This window comes from Frankia sp. CcI156 (genome assembly GCF_001983015.1).
In the GTDB taxonomy this organism is placed as follows: domain Bacteria; phylum Actinomycetota; class Actinomycetes; order Frankiales; family Frankiaceae; genus Frankia; species Frankia casuarinae.
The window spans coordinates 56,700-73,129 of the sequence record NZ_MOMD01000043.1 but is presented as its reverse complement, the minus strand read 5'-3'; the positions used below and the strand labels follow the sequence as shown (position 1 = coordinate 73,129).

14 protein-coding genes and 2 pseudogenes are annotated in these 16,430 nt (G+C 68.4%); 5 read left to right on the top strand and 11 right to left on the bottom strand.

What is annotated here, in order from left to right:
* A pseudogene (locus CcI156_RS16430) lies at positions 1-244 on the bottom strand (DUF72 domain-containing protein); the annotation flags it as partial.
* A gap of 214 nt (positions 245-458) precedes the next feature.
* The gene (locus CcI156_RS16425) at positions 459-2,045 is read right to left on the bottom strand and encodes an alkaline phosphatase (RefSeq protein WP_175637606.1); all 1,587 of its coding nucleotides are present in this window, start codon (positions 2,043-2,045) and stop codon (positions 459-461) included.
* A gap of 359 nt (positions 2,046-2,404) precedes the next feature.
* Here CcI156_RS16425 and CcI156_RS16420 point away from each other — a divergent pair, with 359 nt between their 5' ends.
* Both CcI156_RS16420 and CcI156_RS27050 read left to right on the top strand, forming a co-directional pair.
* Positions 2,405-3,613, top strand: a complete 1,209-nt coding sequence (locus CcI156_RS16420; RefSeq protein WP_076806666.1) for an acyl-CoA dehydrogenase family protein — start codon at positions 2,405-2,407, stop codon at positions 3,611-3,613.
* 641 nt (positions 3,614-4,254) lie between these two features.
* Entirely contained in the window at positions 4,255-4,779 is a 525-nt protein-coding gene (locus CcI156_RS27050; RefSeq protein ID WP_371681816.1) for an arsenate reductase ArsC, read from the top strand.
* Here the strand turns inward: CcI156_RS27050 and CcI156_RS16410 are convergent.
* The 8 genes and pseudogenes from CcI156_RS16410 to CcI156_RS16385 form a co-directional block, all read right to left on the bottom strand.
* Entirely contained in the window at positions 4,734-5,279 is a 546-nt protein-coding gene (locus tag CcI156_RS16410; protein ID WP_011435459.1) for an MOSC domain-containing protein, read from the bottom strand. The two genes, CcI156_RS27050 and CcI156_RS16410, sit on opposite strands and share 46 nt — an antisense overlap.
* Positions 5,280-5,292: 13 nt before the next feature.
* Positions 5,293-5,382 (bottom strand): annotated as a pseudogene (locus CcI156_RS27045) (cyclase); the annotation flags it as partial.
* Positions 5,382-6,200, bottom strand: a complete 819-nt coding sequence (locus tag CcI156_RS16405) for a GvpL/GvpF family gas vesicle protein (RefSeq protein WP_011435458.1) — start codon at positions 6,198-6,200, stop codon at positions 5,382-5,384. The pseudogene CcI156_RS27045 and the gene CcI156_RS16405, both read right to left, overlap by 1 nt.
* Before the next feature lie 5 nt (positions 6,201-6,205).
* Positions 6,206-6,637: a gas vesicle structural protein GvpA gene (locus tag CcI156_RS16400; protein ID WP_011435457.1), complete on the bottom strand. Its 432-nt coding sequence runs from the start codon at positions 6,635-6,637 to the stop codon at positions 6,206-6,208.
* 175 nt (positions 6,638-6,812) lie between these two features.
* On the bottom strand, positions 6,813-7,664 hold the full coding sequence (locus tag CcI156_RS16395; protein ID WP_076806645.1) for a GvpL/GvpF family gas vesicle protein: 852 nt from the start codon (positions 7,662-7,664) through the stop codon (positions 6,813-6,815).
* A gap of 45 nt (positions 7,665-7,709) precedes the next feature.
* A complete protein-coding gene (locus CcI156_RS25770; RefSeq protein ID WP_157493315.1) occupies positions 7,710-7,862 on the bottom strand; it encodes a hypothetical protein in 153 nt (50 codons plus the stop codon).
* Between the two features lie 372 nt (positions 7,863-8,234).
* Positions 8,235-10,412, bottom strand: a complete 2,178-nt coding sequence (locus CcI156_RS16390) for a bifunctional diguanylate cyclase/phosphodiesterase (RefSeq protein WP_076806664.1) — start codon at positions 10,410-10,412, stop codon at positions 8,235-8,237.
* A gap of 199 nt (positions 10,413-10,611) precedes the next feature.
* The gene (locus CcI156_RS16385; RefSeq protein WP_035730986.1) at positions 10,612-11,430 is read right to left on the bottom strand and encodes an SAM-dependent methyltransferase; all 819 of its coding nucleotides are present in this window, start codon (positions 11,428-11,430) and stop codon (positions 10,612-10,614) included.
* Between the two features lie 500 nt (positions 11,431-11,930).
* Here CcI156_RS16385 and CcI156_RS16380 point away from each other — a divergent pair, with 500 nt between their 5' ends.
* Positions 11,931-12,485 carry a flavodoxin family protein gene (locus CcI156_RS16380; protein ID WP_011435453.1) on the top strand — a complete coding sequence of 185 codons (555 nt, stop codon included), beginning with the start codon at positions 11,931-11,933 and terminating at the stop codon, positions 12,483-12,485.
* An 84-nt stretch (positions 12,486-12,569) separates the two neighbouring features.
* Here the strand turns inward: CcI156_RS16380 and CcI156_RS16375 are convergent, their stop codons facing one another.
* On the bottom strand, positions 12,570-13,325 hold the full coding sequence (locus tag CcI156_RS16375; protein WP_011435452.1) for a group II intron maturase-specific domain-containing protein: 756 nt from the start codon (positions 13,323-13,325) through the stop codon (positions 12,570-12,572).
* Positions 13,326-14,286: 961 nt separating this feature from the next.
* Between CcI156_RS16375 and CcI156_RS16365 the strand changes: the two genes are divergently transcribed.
* On the top strand, positions 14,287-14,631 hold the full coding sequence (locus CcI156_RS16365) for a helix-turn-helix domain-containing protein (RefSeq protein WP_076806643.1): 345 nt from the start codon (positions 14,287-14,289) through the stop codon (positions 14,629-14,631).
* Between the two features lie 4 nt (positions 14,632-14,635).
* Positions 14,636-16,414: a 3-hydroxyacyl-CoA dehydrogenase family protein gene (locus CcI156_RS16360; RefSeq protein WP_076806641.1), complete on the top strand. Its 1,779-nt coding sequence runs from the start codon at positions 14,636-14,638 to the stop codon at positions 16,412-16,414.
* Positions 16,415-16,430: the final 16 nt, after the last annotated feature.

Sequence of the window (16,430 nt, the reverse complement as noted above, 5' to 3'; positions counted from 1 at the left end):
AGCGTTCGTGGATGTCCTTACCCGTCCACCGCTCGCTGTGACCGTGGAACCGGACGACCGCGAGATCGGCGGTCGCTGCGAGCACCGGCGGAATCGAACTTGGGTAGCCCTGGGGCATGTGGACGCACACGTGCAGAATCTTCTGAGAGGCGAGGAAATCGAGTGTCTCCTCACGGTTGCGCTCGTCCATCCAGGTGTGGTTACGGAATTCCACGTAGATCCGCACCGGCCGGCACCGGCGCTGGTGACCTCCGGTGGGTACCATCCGGACCTCAGCAGCGTCGGGTCCGTCCAGGAAGCCGTCCCGACCAGAATGTCACCCACGCCCGTCGCCTCCTCGCCGGGTTCCACGCTCACGAACCGGTACCMGCCCGCAAACGGCATGGTTGGCGCAGGACCCGTCAATCCGGGGCGGTGACCGGTCAGGAGGCGGTGACCGGTCAGGAGGCGGTGACCGGTCAGACGACGGCGAGCGTGGTCGACCAGAGCACCGCACCGCCGGAGTCCCGCAGCTCCACGGTGAGCCCGCCACCGGGATCGAGGTGCACGCGGCCGAAGAACTGCAGACCGGCCGAGGGCGGCAGGTTGGACTGACCCGCCGGAGGGGCCTTCACGAAAACAGCCTCGGGGCCGAAGGTGGGATCGAGCGTGTTCGGGCCGAACGTGCCGGCGTTCAACGGCCCGGAGACGAACTCCCAGAACGGGTCGAAATCGGTGAAGGCAGCCCGGTCCGGGTGGTAGTGGTGTGCCGCCGTGTAATGGACGTCAGCAGTCACCCAGACCACATTGCGGACCCGGTGCCGGCGGAGGCCGGCGAGGAGGTCCGMAATTTCCACCTCGCGCCCCAGCGGGGCACCCGGCCGGCCCTGCGCCACCGCCTCCACGCCGCTCGGGTTGTCCGGCACCAGCAGCCCGAGCGGGAGATCGGCGGCGACCACCTTCCAGGTGGCGCGGCTGGCGGCGAGCCCGGCCAGCAGCCACTCGCTCTGGTGGCGGCCGAGTATCGCCACGCCGGCGGGATCCTCCTGGGCGTCGGGATTCGGGTTCTTGAACGAGCGCATGTCCAGGACGAAGACATCGAGCAGCGGGCCGTAGGAGATCCTGCGGTAGATCCTCCCGCCCGGGTCGGMCCGACCGGGAATGAACGGGGTGTACTCCAGGAACGCCTGYCGCGAGCGCGCCGCGAGGACGTCCACCCGTTTCTCGCTGTACCGGGAGTCGTCGAGAATCTCACCGGGATACCAGTTGTTGAGCGTCTCGTGGTCGTCCCACTGGAACACCCACGGCACCTCGCGGTTGAACGCGAGCAGGTTTGCGTCGAGCAGATTGTACCGGTAGTTGCCGCGGTACTCCGCGAGGGTCTCGGCGACCTTGGACTTCTCCGGGACGACGAGGTTGCGCCACACCGAGCCGTCCGCGAGCGGAACCGTCGGGAGGATCGGCCCGTCCGCGTACACGGTGTCCCCGGAGCAGATCGCGAAGTCCGGGTTCAGCCGGCGCATCGTCTCGAAGATCCGCATCCCGCCGAGATCGGGGTTGATACCCCACCCCTGGCCGCAGATGTCACCAGACCAGACGAACGAGACGTCGCCAGCACGGCCGGGGGCGGTCCGGAACCGGCCGGTCGACGTCTCGCCGACGAGCGCCGGGTCATCCGCCGAGGCGAGGCGGACCCGGTAGAACACCTCCTCGCCGGCAGGCAGGCCGCGGACCGGCACCGAGGTGGTGAAGTCGGTCGCCGCGTCCACCCGGACGACGCCGACCCGCCGGGCTGCGGTGAACGTCTCGGTGGCTGCCACGTCGACCGCGAGCACCGCCGGCCGATCGGCCCGTGCCCACACCACCGCGCTGTCCGCGGTGACATCGCCGGACTGCACGCCGGAGGTAAACGTGGGCCGGCCACCCCGCACCTGGCCCGGGGCCCGGTCCGCGACCGCGGCCCGCGCCGCCGGACCCCCCCCGGCGGTGCCGGCGGCGGCCGCCAGGGACGCCACCGTCGCTCGGGCCAKCACATCCCGTCGGTTCGGCATGCGTTCCTCTGCCATCTCGCCCGGCCCTCCTGTCACTGTCCRTATGGCCGCAGTCCCCCGACGTCGACCATCACAGTGCAGGTTCCGGGCAGCCGTCGGCCCCCGTTTCGGAAGCGAAAAAGTGAACTGTGCGTGGCGTCCCGCACCGCCTGCCGCAGAGCCGCAGAGCCAGGGAAACCCTGGTAATCTGGGCCGCTCTCACGGCCCCTTAGCGCTTTCGCGATCCGTATCTACGTAGAAATTGCTATGATCTATCCGTAGATGCGGCTTCAGTCGGAGCTTTGCCGTCGGTGACCAGCCTTTACCTCCCTCGACGAGAAAGGGACGGACGATGTCTCCGCAGATCAGGCGGTTGATCAGAGTGGATGCGTGACATGTTCTGGCCAGGCCCYGCCCACCCCGACGACGAGACCAGGCACTGGCTCGCCCGGSTCGAGAAAGTCGCCCCAGTCCTGGTCCAGCACCGTGAACAGGCCGAACAGGAGAGAATGACGCCGCCCGACGTCATCGACGCCCTGCGTGAGCAGAACATCCACCGGATGTGGGTCTCCCCGGCCTTCGGCGGCGGCGGGGTGAGTGTCCGGACCGGTTCCGCGGTGCTCCAGGCGCTCGCCCGGATCGACGCCTCCGTCGCCTGGCAGATGGGGGTCCAGGGCGTCATCGGCCGGATGTCGGACTACCTCCCGGAGCAGACGGCCGGCCGGATGTTCCGGGAGAGCGATGGTCTCGTCGTCGGTGGGATCAACCCGTCGGGCCACGCCGAGGCCGTCCCCGGCGGTTACCGGGTACGCGGTCGGTGGTCCTTCGCCAGCGGCTCCACCCACGCCGACTGGCTGGTGTGCGCCTCACTCGTCACCGAAACCAGCGCGGCCGGCGAGGTAGCCGCGGGAAGTAAGGCGAACTCGTCGGCCCCGGCCCCGCCCACAACCCGGATGATGTTCGTTCCGCGGGATGCCGTCCGTTTCACCGACGACTGGTTCACGATAGGGCTGCGCGGCACCGGGAGCGTCAGCTTCACTGTCGACGACCTCTTCGTCCCCGAGGAGCACACCGTCGACGGCGGGCTGCTGCGCCGGCTGCCCGCGGCCCGGCCCTCGCGCGGCTACCCCATCGCGTACTACGACTTCGGCCCGTTCACGACCGCGTCAACGGCGCTCGGCATCGCCCAGGACGCGCTGAGCGCCTTCCCGGGGCTGGCGGTCAGCGCGGTTCCTGCCCGCGGGACGGAGACATTGGCGTCCAGCCATACCGTTCAGGCCGGCCTCGCCCGCGCCGCGGCCCTGGTCAGGGCGGGTGAACTGCTGCTCGACGATGCGGCCGGCCACGCGAGTGCCCGCCTCATCGGCGGGGAGAAGCTCAGCGCCCTGATCCGGCTCGCCGCCACCGCCGCCGGCGAAAACACCCTGAAGGCCGTGGACACCCTGCACGGCCTGGCCGGCACCAGGGCCCTGGGCGCGGCAGGCCGGCTCGACCGCTGCTTCCGCGACATCCACACCGTGGTCGCGCACATCACCCTGGCGCCGACGAACTTCGAGATGGTCGGGTCGTATCTCCTGGGCGGCTCGTTGCTGATGCGGCGCTGACCCCGTCCGATGCCCCGAGTCCCTACCCCCGAGCCCCGAGCCCCCGGGGACGGTCTGACGAGTGCCATCGCGGCGAAGGTCTGCCTGGTCGCCCGAGTGCCGTCAGGCGTTGGCGAGGGTCGCCTCGAAGGCACGGTCGACCGCCTCGGTGACCATCACCGCCACCGGCTTCGGCATCTCAGCGATCTTCCCGGCTGCCGCCAGAGCCTCGCCCACCAGAAGTGATCAGGGCGACGCCGGGACTTCGTCACCCCCGTGGGGAGCACCCGGTGGCACCCGTGGGAGTATGCCACTGGCAACCCACGGCCGACGCGAACGATTACATCAGTGTTATCAAAATGTTGTTGACAATGACCGGCGGCGTTTACGGTCGGCAATGGTCGCGCCGGCAAGACTCGTAGTCGGCGAATATTCGGTCCATGAAATCACGGTCCGCGATGCCGCACCCGGCGAAACCGTGTTCGACGATACCCCATCGAGACATACCCAACATCCGTTGCAACGGAAGCCCGCGAAAACATCAACATTCAAACAAGTTCCTGACATCGCGACCTGGCATCCAGATCCGAAGAAAATACATTCCGCCGCAACCCCGGCAACCCGTTATCCCACCGTTCCAGCACGGCCGACCAGGAGCGTTCGTGGCTCGTCCGCCCGAAGTGCTGTTCGTCTGCGTCCACAACGCGGGCCGTTCTCAGATAGGCGCCGCCCTGCTCGACCGACATGGTCGTGGCCTGTTCCGCGCCCGATCCGCCGGYACCGCCCCGGCCCCGGCCATCCACCCGGGAGTCGTCACCRTCATGGCCGAGGTAGGCATCGACCTGTCCCGGGAGTCCCCGAAGCGACTAACCAACGAGATGGTCCGCGACTCCATCGTCGTCATCAACATGGGATGCGGCGACGCCGTTCCCAGCTACCCCGACACGCGCTACCTCACCTGGAAACTGGATGATCCGGCGGAGTGCACGCTCGAGGAGATCCGGTCGATCCGCGACGAGATCGACGCCCGCGTCCGGGCACTGGTCTACAGTCTCGGCGTGGCCGCCCGCGTCGGGCTGCTGAAGAACCAGCCCGGTTACACCGGGATCCCGCCTGGCGGTACTGACCCGGATGYGTGGCGCTATCCTCCACCGGTCGGGGCGGGCGCACCCGACGCGACCGCGTGATCCGGCACGACCGCGTCGACGGGCTCGGCCTCCCGGTGCGGGATGATGATCGTCGCGCCGATCGGGACGGTGCCGCCACGCACGACGTCTGCGCGCAGGCCACCTCGGTCGCGTAGCGCGCTCCAGACCCCGGGGCGGGTGAGCTGTTCGAGGTAGGAGCACGGTGGGCAGGGCCGGACACCGAGCAGGACAACGTCGTCGATGCGGAAGGTCCGCCCGACGAGGTCGAGCAGCGCGACGCCCTCCGTCACCAGGTTTCGCCTGGTCTCCCACTCGGCCAGAGCCACCCCGGCATCCGCGGCCACGGCGGCGATGACCTCACGCTCGATCAGCGTGACGGCGCGACCGGCGCCACCGCGCGCGGAGTAGGTCCCGGTGCCGGTGGCGTAGCGGTCGCCTTCGAGACCGTGACCCTCGATCATTCGAACGGCCTCACGGGCCCGCATCCGGGTACCCCGGATCGGCGTGGTATAGATCCCGACCAGGCGTCCCGCGACCATGATGCCGACACTACCCGCTGGGACAGTATTCCATGGTCGGCAGGATCCGGGTGAGGCCGTCAGCGAGCGGATGAAAAGTGACGGCGCCCCTGGTGGAGCCCTTCATTGATCATTCCCTTCCCAGATGTCGGAGTCCGAGCTCCAACCCCATCTGCCGGTCCCCCCGAAGGCGTCGGCGTCCGCCGTGTCACCGGCTCCGGGCGGACCCGTGGGGTCCTCGGCGAAGTCGATGGCGGGAAGTGGGCCGACGTATTCGATCGTGAAGTACGGACAGGCGCGACGGAGATCGGCGACGGCGGCGTCGAACGCATCCACGGCGGCATCGCGCAGCAGAAACGCCCAGCTGAGCACCGGGTCATCCGCGCCGCCGTGCGGGCGCCGTGGCCGGTCGGACAGCGCCAGCGGACGCAGCAGGTCGAGGATCGCATCGGCCTGGCGCTGCCGGCGGGCGATGACCAGGTCGGCCACCTGCTGGCCCAGCCTGATCCGCGCGTCGAGATCCGCGGACGGCGTGACCCCGACGAACGGGCTGCCCGGCAGTACCTCGGTGAGGGCGGACCGCTCGTCCTCCTCCACGTCGAGATGCAGCTCCACCAGCCCTTCGAGCGCATCGAGCCGATCGGGCATCTCGTCGGCGAGCGGGGCGAGGACCTCACGGCATACGGCAGCCTCGTCGGGGGCGACGGTCCCGAACCGCAGCGGCAGCACGGGGCCTCCGGCGAGAAGTCGCTGCAGGATATCCAGATGACGCACGGCCTCGGACTCGCCCAGAATCCCGACATCCGCGGTGACGCTGACCGCCGCCGCCAACGGCCCGAACCGCACCAGGTGCACCTGCCCCGGAGGGTGTCCGATGCCGGGCGGCGGTGGCATCGGCGCCGGATGCCCGGACCGCGTGATGCCATAAATGATGACAGACATGGCGATCATCCCTCTCGGCCGCTGCGGCGGTCGCCCGGCGCGCTGCGCCCGGCCGGCAGATCCCGCCGGGCGTGCTCCTCGGACGATCCGCCACGCAGCGAGCCCACCGCCTCCTCGGCGGTATCCTTCAATCCTTCGAGCGCCCCCTTCGACTTCTGCCTCGCGGTGCCGTCGGTGACCTCATGCATGAGTCCGGGCAGGCCCGGGACCTGCTCCTTGGGCGCGAGGTCCAGCCGGTTCACCGCCTCGGCGAACCGGAGGTAGGTGTCCACGGTCGCGATGACGACCCGGGCGTCGGCCGTGAGGACCTCGATGCCGACCAGCGCGACCCGCGCGTAGGCGTCGATGACGATTCCCCTGTCGAGCACGACGTCGAGGACATCGGCCAGGCTGCTGGGCTTCGGAGCCCGGTTCATGGACTGGCTGGAGACGGTCATGGCGCTGTCCTCGCCTTCTTCCATCGTTCTTCGTCCGCGGAGGAGGCGGAGCGGGCCCTCGACACGCCGGGGGGGTCGGGGCGATCCCGTCTCCCCCGGCCCACCGAAGCACCCTGCCCCCGCACAGCGCCCCGTCCCGGCATGGCCCCCCCGGGGAACCAGCACCTCGCCGAGCTCAGTCATCGCCGCCACCATGCCGTCCTCCGACAGCACCATGCCGTCCTCCGACAGCACCATGCCGTCCTCCGACAGGACCCGGGACCCGATCGGCGTCCGGAACCCGATCGGCGGTGCGCACCCGGTCAGTGGTGCGCACCCGGTCAACCACCGGCGCTCCACCGCCGGGCGAGTCCTCGTGACCGTCGAAGGTGCCGCCCAGATGCTGGTAACCACCCAGCGTGATATGGACAAACGAGTAGGGCGGCCAGGGACCCGTCGCCTCGGCGGGGCACCCCGCCGCGTCCAGCTCCCGCGTCAGCGCGGTCGCCGTGGTGAGGAACGCATCCTCCTCCGAACGCGGCACGAGGTACGCGCAGTCGAACATCCGCCCCGGCCGACCGGTGTGCCGACGGGCGTCATCCCGCGCGATCGCGTCCACCTCGGTGTCGGCGCCCAGCCCATCGATTCCGGCGGTGTCGCTCGCCGCGGGGATGATGCCGTATACGTAAAGACCGCGGTCGGTCCGGGACACGCGCGAGGACGGCCGGATGCCAGGCCCGACCACGCCCACAGTTGCGACAGTCGACTCCGGAACGGACTCCGGAACGGACTCCGAGACGGACTCCGAGACGGACTCCGACTCCGGAACCGACCCCGACTGCGAGACCGGAACGGGAGGAAGGTCCCGAGGCGGGGYCACGGCCGGCCTGATGCCCTCCATCGCCACCCGGGTGATCTCACGGGCGAGGCACTCGACGATCTGATGTCGGGCGAGTTCGCGGGCCTCTCGAACGGCCTCCTCGACGACCTCGGGCGCGAGTCGCCGGGCGAGGGCCGTGAGATCCTCAGCCCCGGCCGTCGTGCTCATGGCCGCTACTCCCTCGTGTCGCGTCCCTCGACGGCCGATGCCCGGTCAAGGCCGATCCCCCTGCGCCAGCCAGGTGCCGGCCCCGCCGAAGAGCCGCTCGACCGCGTCCGCCGGATCCCGGCCCGTCGCCCCTCCGGTGGCGCGGTCGGTGAAACGGCCGGTGAAACGGCCGGCAGCCCGGTCCCTGGGCTCCTCCACACCCTCCCCGGCACGATTCACGATCTGCGCGGGACGGTCGGCGATCCGCTCAGGATGATCCTCGGCCCGCCCGGCGACGGGCGGTCCCGTCCTCGTCTGGGCTCATGGTTTCTGGACTCATGGTGTCTGGGCTCAGGGCCGGTGCGCGGCCCCCGTCCGCCCCGCCTCCAGGACAGGGAGGACCGAGGCGTCGAAGACATCGACACGCCGCCCATTCCCGGGACTACCGACTCCAAACTCCCAGCGTATGACGGGTGCCGACCGCAGATCACCGACCGGCGCCCCGCCCCGGAGGAGCCCCCGCCCGGAGGAGCCAAGGCCATCCAGGCCGAGGGTCCACTGGKGGTGGAGAGGTCAGCGCATCCTACGGGATCAGCGCGCCCATGCCGCCCGCGCTGCCTGCGTGGGGCTCGAAGATGTTCGGTCCGAGCCAGCGGACCGGGTGAGGATCCTCTGGGTGATCTCCTCAGCCGTCAGCGGCGGCGCGAAGAGAAAGCCCTGCGCGCTGTCGCAGGCGGCCGCGCGCAACCGCTCGGCCTGCATCGGGGTCTCGACGCCCTCGGCGGTCACCGTCAGGCGCAGGGTGTGGGCCAACGTGACCAGCGTCTGCACGATCTCCTCATCCCCCGGGTCGGCGTCCCGCGCCGAGTGGAAGCCCTCGACGAACGGTCCGGCGAGCTTGAGCGTGTGCACCGGCAGCCGACGCAGGTAGGCGAGGTTGGAATAACCGGTGCCGAAGTCGTCGATAGCGATCCGCACGCCCATCTCGGCGAGCCCGCGCAGGACCCGCAGCGGCTCGTCGGCCGTGCCCATGAAGGCGCTCTCGGTAAGTTCCAGCTGGAGCAGGTCCGGGGAAAGCCCGGTCTCGTCGAGAATGCGTCGGACCTGTTCCACCAGGCCGGCCTCGCGGGTCTGCCGGGCGGCCAGGTTGACGCTGACGAACAGGGCGTGCGGATGACACTCCTGCCACTGCCGCGCCTGCCGACAGGCGAGCTCCAGCACGCGCCGGCCGAGGGGCACGATCTGCCCGGTCTCCTCCGCCATCCCGATAAACAGATCGGGGGGCAGCAGACCGAGGCCAGGATGCCGCCAGCGGACCAGCGCCTCCACCCCGACCATCGCCCCGGCGGCCATCCTGGCACCCGCACCGTCGCCGAGGGCGATGATCGGCTGGTACTCGACGACGAACTGGTCCTGTTCGAGGGCGCGGGGCAGCATGGTCGACAGAGTGTGCCGGGTCACCTGCCGGGCGCCTCGCTCCGCCTCGAACAGGGCCCAGCGACCCTTCCCCTCCGCCTTCGCCCGGTAGAGCGTGATGTCGGCGGCCCGTAGCAGATCGGCGTAGTCCCCGCCGGCGACGGGCCGTTCGACGATGCCGATGCTCGCTCCGATGGACAGCGCGTGGTCACCCACCCGCAGCGGGCTCGCCAGCGCCRCCAGCACGGTCTCGGCGACGGCGACGGCGTCCGCCGTGCCGGCTGTGTCGGCGACAAGGATCACGAACTCGTCACCACCCATCCTGACCAGGAGCTGCTCCGGGGACAGCACCCGACGCAGCCGGTCCGTGACGGCGACGAGCAACCGGTCGCCGACGTCGTGGCCGAGGYTGTCGTTCACCATCTTGAATCCGTCCAGATCGATGAAGCACAGCCCGATGCGACGTTCCGGTCCCGTGGCCATCAGTTCGTGGACCCGTTCGATGAGTACCGTCCGGTTCGGCAGGCCGGTGAGCGGGTCGTGCCGCGCCTGGCGGCGMAGCTGGTTCTGCAACAGATGCCGGTCAGTCACATCCACGATCATGGAGAGCTGCGCACGGCACCGCCCGTCGTCGTCGCGCAGACACGACGTGGTCAGCTCGGCCCACACCACCGACCCGCCGATCCCGGTGAACCGCCACTCCATCCGGATGTGCTCCGGTCCGGCGGTCCGCTGGGCGGCATAGGCCTCCCGGAGCTCCCTCGCGTCCTCGGGATGCGCGAACTCGTCGATTGACCTGCCCTGCACCTGACCCGGGCCGACTCCGAGCATCCGCAGAAAAGCGTCGTTGGCGTCGATGATCCGTCCGCCTCCATCATTGATCAGGATTCCGATCGCGGAGCCGGTGAAGATCATCCGGAAGCGGGCATCGCTCGCGTGCAGAGCCGCGCGATGGATCGAGTCCTGCCCGGCGAGGATCCGCTCCCGCAGCGCATGGGCGTATCCCTGGGCCAGCCCGCCCTGCAACGCCGCCAGCCGGGCGCCGTACCCGTCGGCCGTCCCGAGTCGTAGGTCGGTGAGCAGTCTGGTGCCACAGATCTCGATGGTTCCGGCCAACGCGTCCGCGGCGCCGAAGGTGTACTCGACGACGGCAGCCCCGACCGCGGCCGCAGGGTCGGCCGTGAACGGTTCGGCGAGCAGGGCGTCGACGAGCCGGTCGCTCAACGCCCGTAACCGCTGCTCGACGTCGATCAGGCCGATCGCCGGATAGCTGGCGCCGAGGATCTCTCGGGCCCAGGCCTGGGCGAAGCGCGCGACGCCCTGCTGGCGGGCTGTCTGGGGCAGGGACCTCACCGCACGCACTCCTCATCGCACGCATTTCTTGCCGGACCATGACAAACCTTGGGCCTGACCCGCCCTGTGACAAAACCTCGGCCGCTGGCCGGAAAAGCGCCGGAAGCCGGAGAAAAACCAATAAAAAATTAAAAAAGTAAAGATAGCCAAGAAAAATCATAAAAACCAAGAACAGTCAGGAACAGGCGGGAACGGCGAGCTACCGGCGCCCGACCGCGGCAAGTATCGTGGAACGCACCGGGTTGTCCGCGAGGGGATCGGCGCCCATGCTCGCCGCGTCCGGGCGCCAGGCCGGCAGGTAGACCAGGCCCGGGTCAACGAGCTCGTATCCGCGGAGCAGACCGGCGATCTCCGCACGGGAACGCGGGGTCACCCCGGTAGGGGTCTCGTCGTAGACCTTGCCGGCCTGGTTGATCCCTACGGCCCGCTCGTCCGCGATCACATGCGAGATGGCCAGGTAGCTGCCCGGCGCCGTCGCCTCCCGGAAGGAATCGATGACGCCAGCCGGGTCATCGCTGTCGGGGACGAAATGCAGAACCGTCACCATGAGCACGGCGATCGGTTGAGAAAGATCGAGCAGCTCGGCCACCGCGCTGGAGCCGAGGATCGACGCGGGCTGCCGAACATCCGCCTGGAGCACCGTGGCCCGCGGATTGTCGGCCAGCAGCATCCGGGAGTGGATGACGGCGACCGGGTCGATGTCGACATAGACGACCCGGGCCTCCGGATTCACCCCTTCGGCGATCTCATGGACGTTACCGACCGTCGGCACCCCGGAGCCGAGATCCAGAAACTGTGTGATCCCGGCCTCGGCAGCGAGGAAGCGCACCGCCCGGTGCAGGAACAACCGGTTCGATCTGGCGATCAGCAGGGCGTCCGGGAGGATCTCGATGGCGGCGCGCGTCGCCTCCCGGTCCACCGCGAAATTGTGCGATCCGCCGAGCGCGTAGTCGTACATCCGTGCGGCGCTCGGGCGATTGACATCGATCCCCGCGGCCCACTCGGGCAACTCCTCCATGATCATCTATTCTCCTGTGCGACCCGCTAGACGACGTACGGTGAGGAGATTGTCTACCATCGCTACCTTCGTCACCACACCGGCCGGTGTCGCTACGGAGACCAGCACCCTCCACACCGCGTTCGCTCGTTTCACCRCACGCCCGCCATACCTCCCGCCCGGGCCTCCCGGCGGCGCGGACCGACCTCCGGCGGCGGCCCATGGGGAAGCCGCCGACCGTGCCGAATGTCCGGTTTGACCAGACCGTCCTACCCTGCCCTGCGTGGCCGTCCACGGATGACACTGGTCTGGAACCTGGATCGAGGGTCGACGCCCGCGACGGCCGAGGAGACCCCTACGGCCGCAAGAACCGGAAGAACCGAAAGAACCGGGAGGACCGGAGCTCGCGGCGGCAGCCGACAGACCGACGGCGGCCGGGACAGCGCGGGTATTCGGGCGTCGCCCTCGGCCGGKACCGTACGAGGCTCCGGTACGAGGTTCCGGGTGAGGAGTGGGACGAGATGCGCGCCCTCGTCGTGTATGAATCGATGTTCGGCAACACCAGGGTGATCGCGGACGCCGTCGCGATCGGCCTGTCGACGTGGTTGGACGTCGGACTCGTAGAGGTCGGCACCGCGGACCCGGCCCTGAACGACGATGTCAGGCTCCTCATCGTCGGCGGGCCCACCCATGCGTTCGAGATGAGTCGGCCCGAGACCCGGCACGACGCCACCAGGCGGACCGAGGGCAATGTCGTGTCGCCGGGGATCGGGATCCGGGAGTGGCTCGAGGCACTGCCCAGGCAACCGAGTGGGTCGCCCGAGGGGACGCCGCTCACCGGAGCGGCCACGTTCGACACGAAGGTCCGTCACCCCCGTCCCGCGGGTTCGGCCGCGGCCGGTGCGGCAAGGTGCCTGCACCGTCTCGGCTTCTCCCTCCTCGACCGTCCACGGAGCTTCTACGTCGACGGCCCGCCGGGCCCCCTGGTGGCCGGCGAACCCGAACGTGCCCGCCGCTGGGCCGAAAGCCTCGGATGGATGGTCCCTGCCTCGGCGAAGGGTAACGCGCTTTCCTGAGGTCGGGTGGCCCAGGGGAATTGCACCCCTGGGCTCCAACAGAACGGAGCATGACAGTCTCCCGTCACTCCGCTCTTGTMATCCTCATCGCCAGGCGTTGGACGTCCATGCCCAGTGGGCGAAGAGCCCGGGGCGTTGGCGGGTGATGCGTTGCCAGCAGGCCAGGGCCTTATGGAACGGTCTCAGCCGTTTGTACTTCTTGCGGAGCCAACGCACCAGGTAGGCGTTGATGCGCTGTAGGAGGGGAAGCAGCGCGGAGCGGTAGAACGCCCCGTAGTACTGCGCCCAGCCGCGCACGATCGGGTTGATCTTTCGTGCCAGCTCGTCGAGGGTGTGGCCGGTCCGCAGGTGTAGCCGCCATCGGCGGACCTGCCCGCTGACCTTCTTCTGGGCTTCCTTGCTGATCGCGGGCAGGAAGTTCGTGAAGAACTTCCCGTGCCTGCTGCGTGCCTTGCGGGCGCGGAAGGTGTAGCCGAGGAACGTGAACGACGTGTGCTCATGGGAGCCGCGCCGGTTGCTGTCCTTGCAGTACACGATCCTGGTCTTGGTCGGGTGCGGTCGCAGTCCGACCTGTCCCATCCTGTCGTCGAGCGCGGCCAGCACGTGGCGAGCCCGACTCCTGCTGTCGCAGTGCACGATCGCGTCGTCGGCGTAGCGCTCGAACGCGACGCCCGGGTAGGTCCGGGCCAGCCACGCGTCGAACGCGTAGTGCATGAACAGGTTCGCCAGCACGGGTGAGATCGGAGAGCCTAATGAGCAGCGCTGGATTATGCGCAGTGCTGGCCTGTCGGGCCTGGTGAGGACCCGATCGGGGCTTGAGCGCTGCGCATAACCTGTCAACCTGTCAGCGGCGGGGGCTCACAGCGAGGTGAGCCAGTTGAGCAGGTCGGGGTCCTGGTTCCACTCGGGGAGGTCGTCGGTGACGATGTCGGTGTAGGCGGCTTCGAGCGCCTTGCGCTTGGCTTCGGTCGAGGCCCGTGCGTAGATTTCAGTGGTGGACAGGTCGACGTGTCCTAATATGTCGCGGATGTAGGGCAGGGAAATGCCTGCCTCCCCCTAGCTGCATGTGGCGGTAGCTGCATGTGGCGGCTTGGAGCCTCCCTCCGCAGAGCGACTCCGAAGGGCCAAATCCTTCATCTGCTACACAGCACCGCAGTCAGAAGCTCTTCCTACAATTCACTCCCTTCCACGTTCGTGGCGCACCTTGTCGTTTAACTTGTCGGTCCTTCAGGTCCTGCGGTCGTTGACCTGTCCGTGGTCTTCCCGACCGGTTGGATGATCGCTTGTCGTCGGTTGGCGTGGCCGGGTGGGCTGCCGGGGCCGTGGCGGGGTGGCCGGCCGGACGCCTTCGGCGGGCGGGGCGGGCAGGCGGAAGACCCGGTCGCAGCGCAGTCGGCCGACACCGAACCACGCACCCGGCGGAACACACCACTTCCGAGCACCTCAGGCGAGACTCGAGCGATCACAAGCGATCACGTAGATCGCAACCACTCAGCCAGTTGCCCGTTACAGAGAGACGTTCCTAGCGCCAACCGCCGCCGTCTGGCGACAGTCGCGAAGCTGCAGGTCGTCCTGCCATCCCTTGGCTTCCAGCGCCAACCACGGCGGGTTCGGGCGGACCGTCCGTCATCAAAAATGATCATGTTCGCCACCGCGCCGCCAGACCATAGGTGACCGCAGGCCTCACGCGTCGCCCCGAGGACGCCCATATTCATCCGTACAGTTGACGACATGGGCCACTCGGTGGGCTATCGTAAACGAATCAGCTGATGTATCGTGGTTGCAGGGGAAGGTCAGGATCATGTTTCAGATCTTCGAGGCTCTTGCGAATCCGCCCTGGTGTGACCTGATCGAGCGGMTGAGCGACGGCGACGCCACGGTCGGCGAGCTCGCCGAGTGGTGCAAGGCCGACGTGCAGACGGTCTGCAAGCACATCGAGGTACTCGAGCAGGCCGGCCTGGTCAGCCGCACCGGGGATGCCCACCGCAGCCTGGTGCGCCTCAACGCGGAGGTGTTCGRCCTGATAACCACACGGATTGTCGACGGCTTCCGTCCGGAGCATTGGGGCATCGCCCCAGACAGGGCGCAATTGATGGGGATAATAGTGAAGAATCCGGGGCGAGCGCACCGGATCGTCCACCGGTGACCTGATGGATATCCAGCTCAACGGCACGAAGGTCGGAGTTGTCGGGCTCGGCACGATGGGCGCCGGCATCGCCGAGGTAATGGCGCGCGCCGGCATCGAGGTGGTCGGCGTCGAGCTCAACGACGAGACGCTGGCCCGTGGGCTCGATCGGATCCGGCACTCCACGGACCGGGCGATGAGCCGCGGCAAGTTGACCAAGGTCGAGCGGGACGCCCTGCTCGCCCGTATCCAGGCCGGAACCGGGATCGAGGCCGTGGCCGACTGCCAGCTGGTCATCGAGGCGATTCCCGAGCGGATCGAGAAGAAGCTCGGGCTCTTCGCCGAGCTGGACAGGCTGTGTCCGCCAGAGACGATCTTTACGACGAACACCAGCTCCCTGCCAATCATCACGTTGGCCGTCGCTACCTCACGCCCCTCCCGGGTTGTCGGGACCCACTGGTCCAACCCCGCACCGGTCATGGGCCTGGTCGAGATCATCCATACTGYGGTCACCGACCCGTCTGTACTGGAGGATGTCGGGACGCTCGTCGCGAAGGTCGGAAAGACCGCGGTGGTCGCCGGGGACCGGGCGGGTTTCATCGTGACCKCCCTGCTGTTCGGGTACCTTAACAGCGCTGTCCGGATGCTGGAGGCGTGCTACGCYACCCGTGAGGACATCGACGCCGCCATGCGGTTCGGCTGCGGTCACCCGATGGGCCCATTGGCACTGCTCGATCTGATCGGTCTCGACTCCGCGTACGAGATTCTCGACTCGATCTATCACACCTCCCGCGACCACCTGCACGCACCGGCCCCGCTGCTCAAGCAGCTAGTGACCGCCGGCATGCTCGGCCGCAAGACCGGGCGGGGTTTCTACACCTATGCCGCCCCTTACTCCTCCGAGATCGTCGACAYGGTCGAACCACCCCAACTCGGCTTCTTCGCGGTCCCAGGACGGCCGGTGCACACGATCGGCGTGGTCGGCACCGGCACCATGGCCAGCGGAATCATCGAGGTCTGTGCCCACCATGGCTACAAGGTGGTGTTCCGTGCACGGAGCGAGAAGAAAATCGCCGCTGTCCGGACGAAGATCGAGCGGTCACTGGACAAAGCGGTCGAACGGGGAAAGATCTCATCGGACGAGCGTACTTCGACACTGGCACGGGTTCGAGCTTCGACCGATCTGTCCGTCCTCGCCGAGTGTGACCTCATCATCGAAGCGGTCGTTGAGGACTTGGACGTCAAACGGGCGCTGTTCGCTGAACTCGACACGGTTGCACGCCCGGGAGCGGTCCTCGCGACGACCACGTCCTCGCTGCCRGTGATCGAGTGTGCCACCGCCACGTCCCGCCCGCAGGATGTGGTCGGTATGCACTGGTTCAACCCAGCGAAGAAGATGCGCCTGGTCGAGATCGTGCCGACCATCGTAACCGCGGACGACGTGACCGCGACTGTCTTCGACGTGGCCAGGACGGCGGGCAAGTACCCGGTCCGGTGTGCCGACCGCGCCGGCTTCATCGTCAACACCCTACTGTTCCCATATCTCAATGACGCGGTGAAGATGCTKGAGTCCCATTACGTGGATATCGATGTGATCGATACAGCCATGAAGGTCGCCTGCGCACACCCGATGGGGCCGTTCGAACTCGCCGATGTCATCGGCCTGGACGTGACACTCGCCATCCAGCGCGCCCTGTACCGGGAGTTCCGCGAACCCGGGTACACCCCGACGCTCCTGCTGGAAGACCTCGTCAGGTCCGGATGTCTGGGGTACAAGACCGGGCGGGGTTTCCGGGTCTACTGAACATCTGCTCGATGYC

Excerpts from the sequence above, each read along its gene's own strand:
- CcI156_RS16410 (WP_011435459.1), bottom strand. The coding sequence starts at position 5,279 with ATGGTCGCGGGACGCCTGGTCGGGATCTATACCACGCCGATCCGGGGT.
- CcI156_RS16385 (WP_035730986.1), bottom strand. The coding sequence starts at position 11,430 with ATGGAGGAGTTGCCCGAGTGGGCCGCGGGGATCGATGTCAATCGCCCG.
- CcI156_RS16400 (WP_011435457.1), bottom strand. The coding sequence starts at position 6,637 with ATGACCGTCTCCAGCCAGTCCATGAACCGGGCTCCGAAGCCCAGCAGC.
- CcI156_RS16380 (WP_011435453.1), top strand. The coding sequence starts at position 11,931 with ATGCGCGCCCTCGTCGTGTATGAATCGATGTTCGGCAACACCAGGGTG.
- CcI156_RS16405 (WP_011435458.1), bottom strand. The coding sequence starts at position 6,200 with ATGTCTGTCATCATTTATGGCATCACGCGGTCCGGGCATCCGGCGCCG.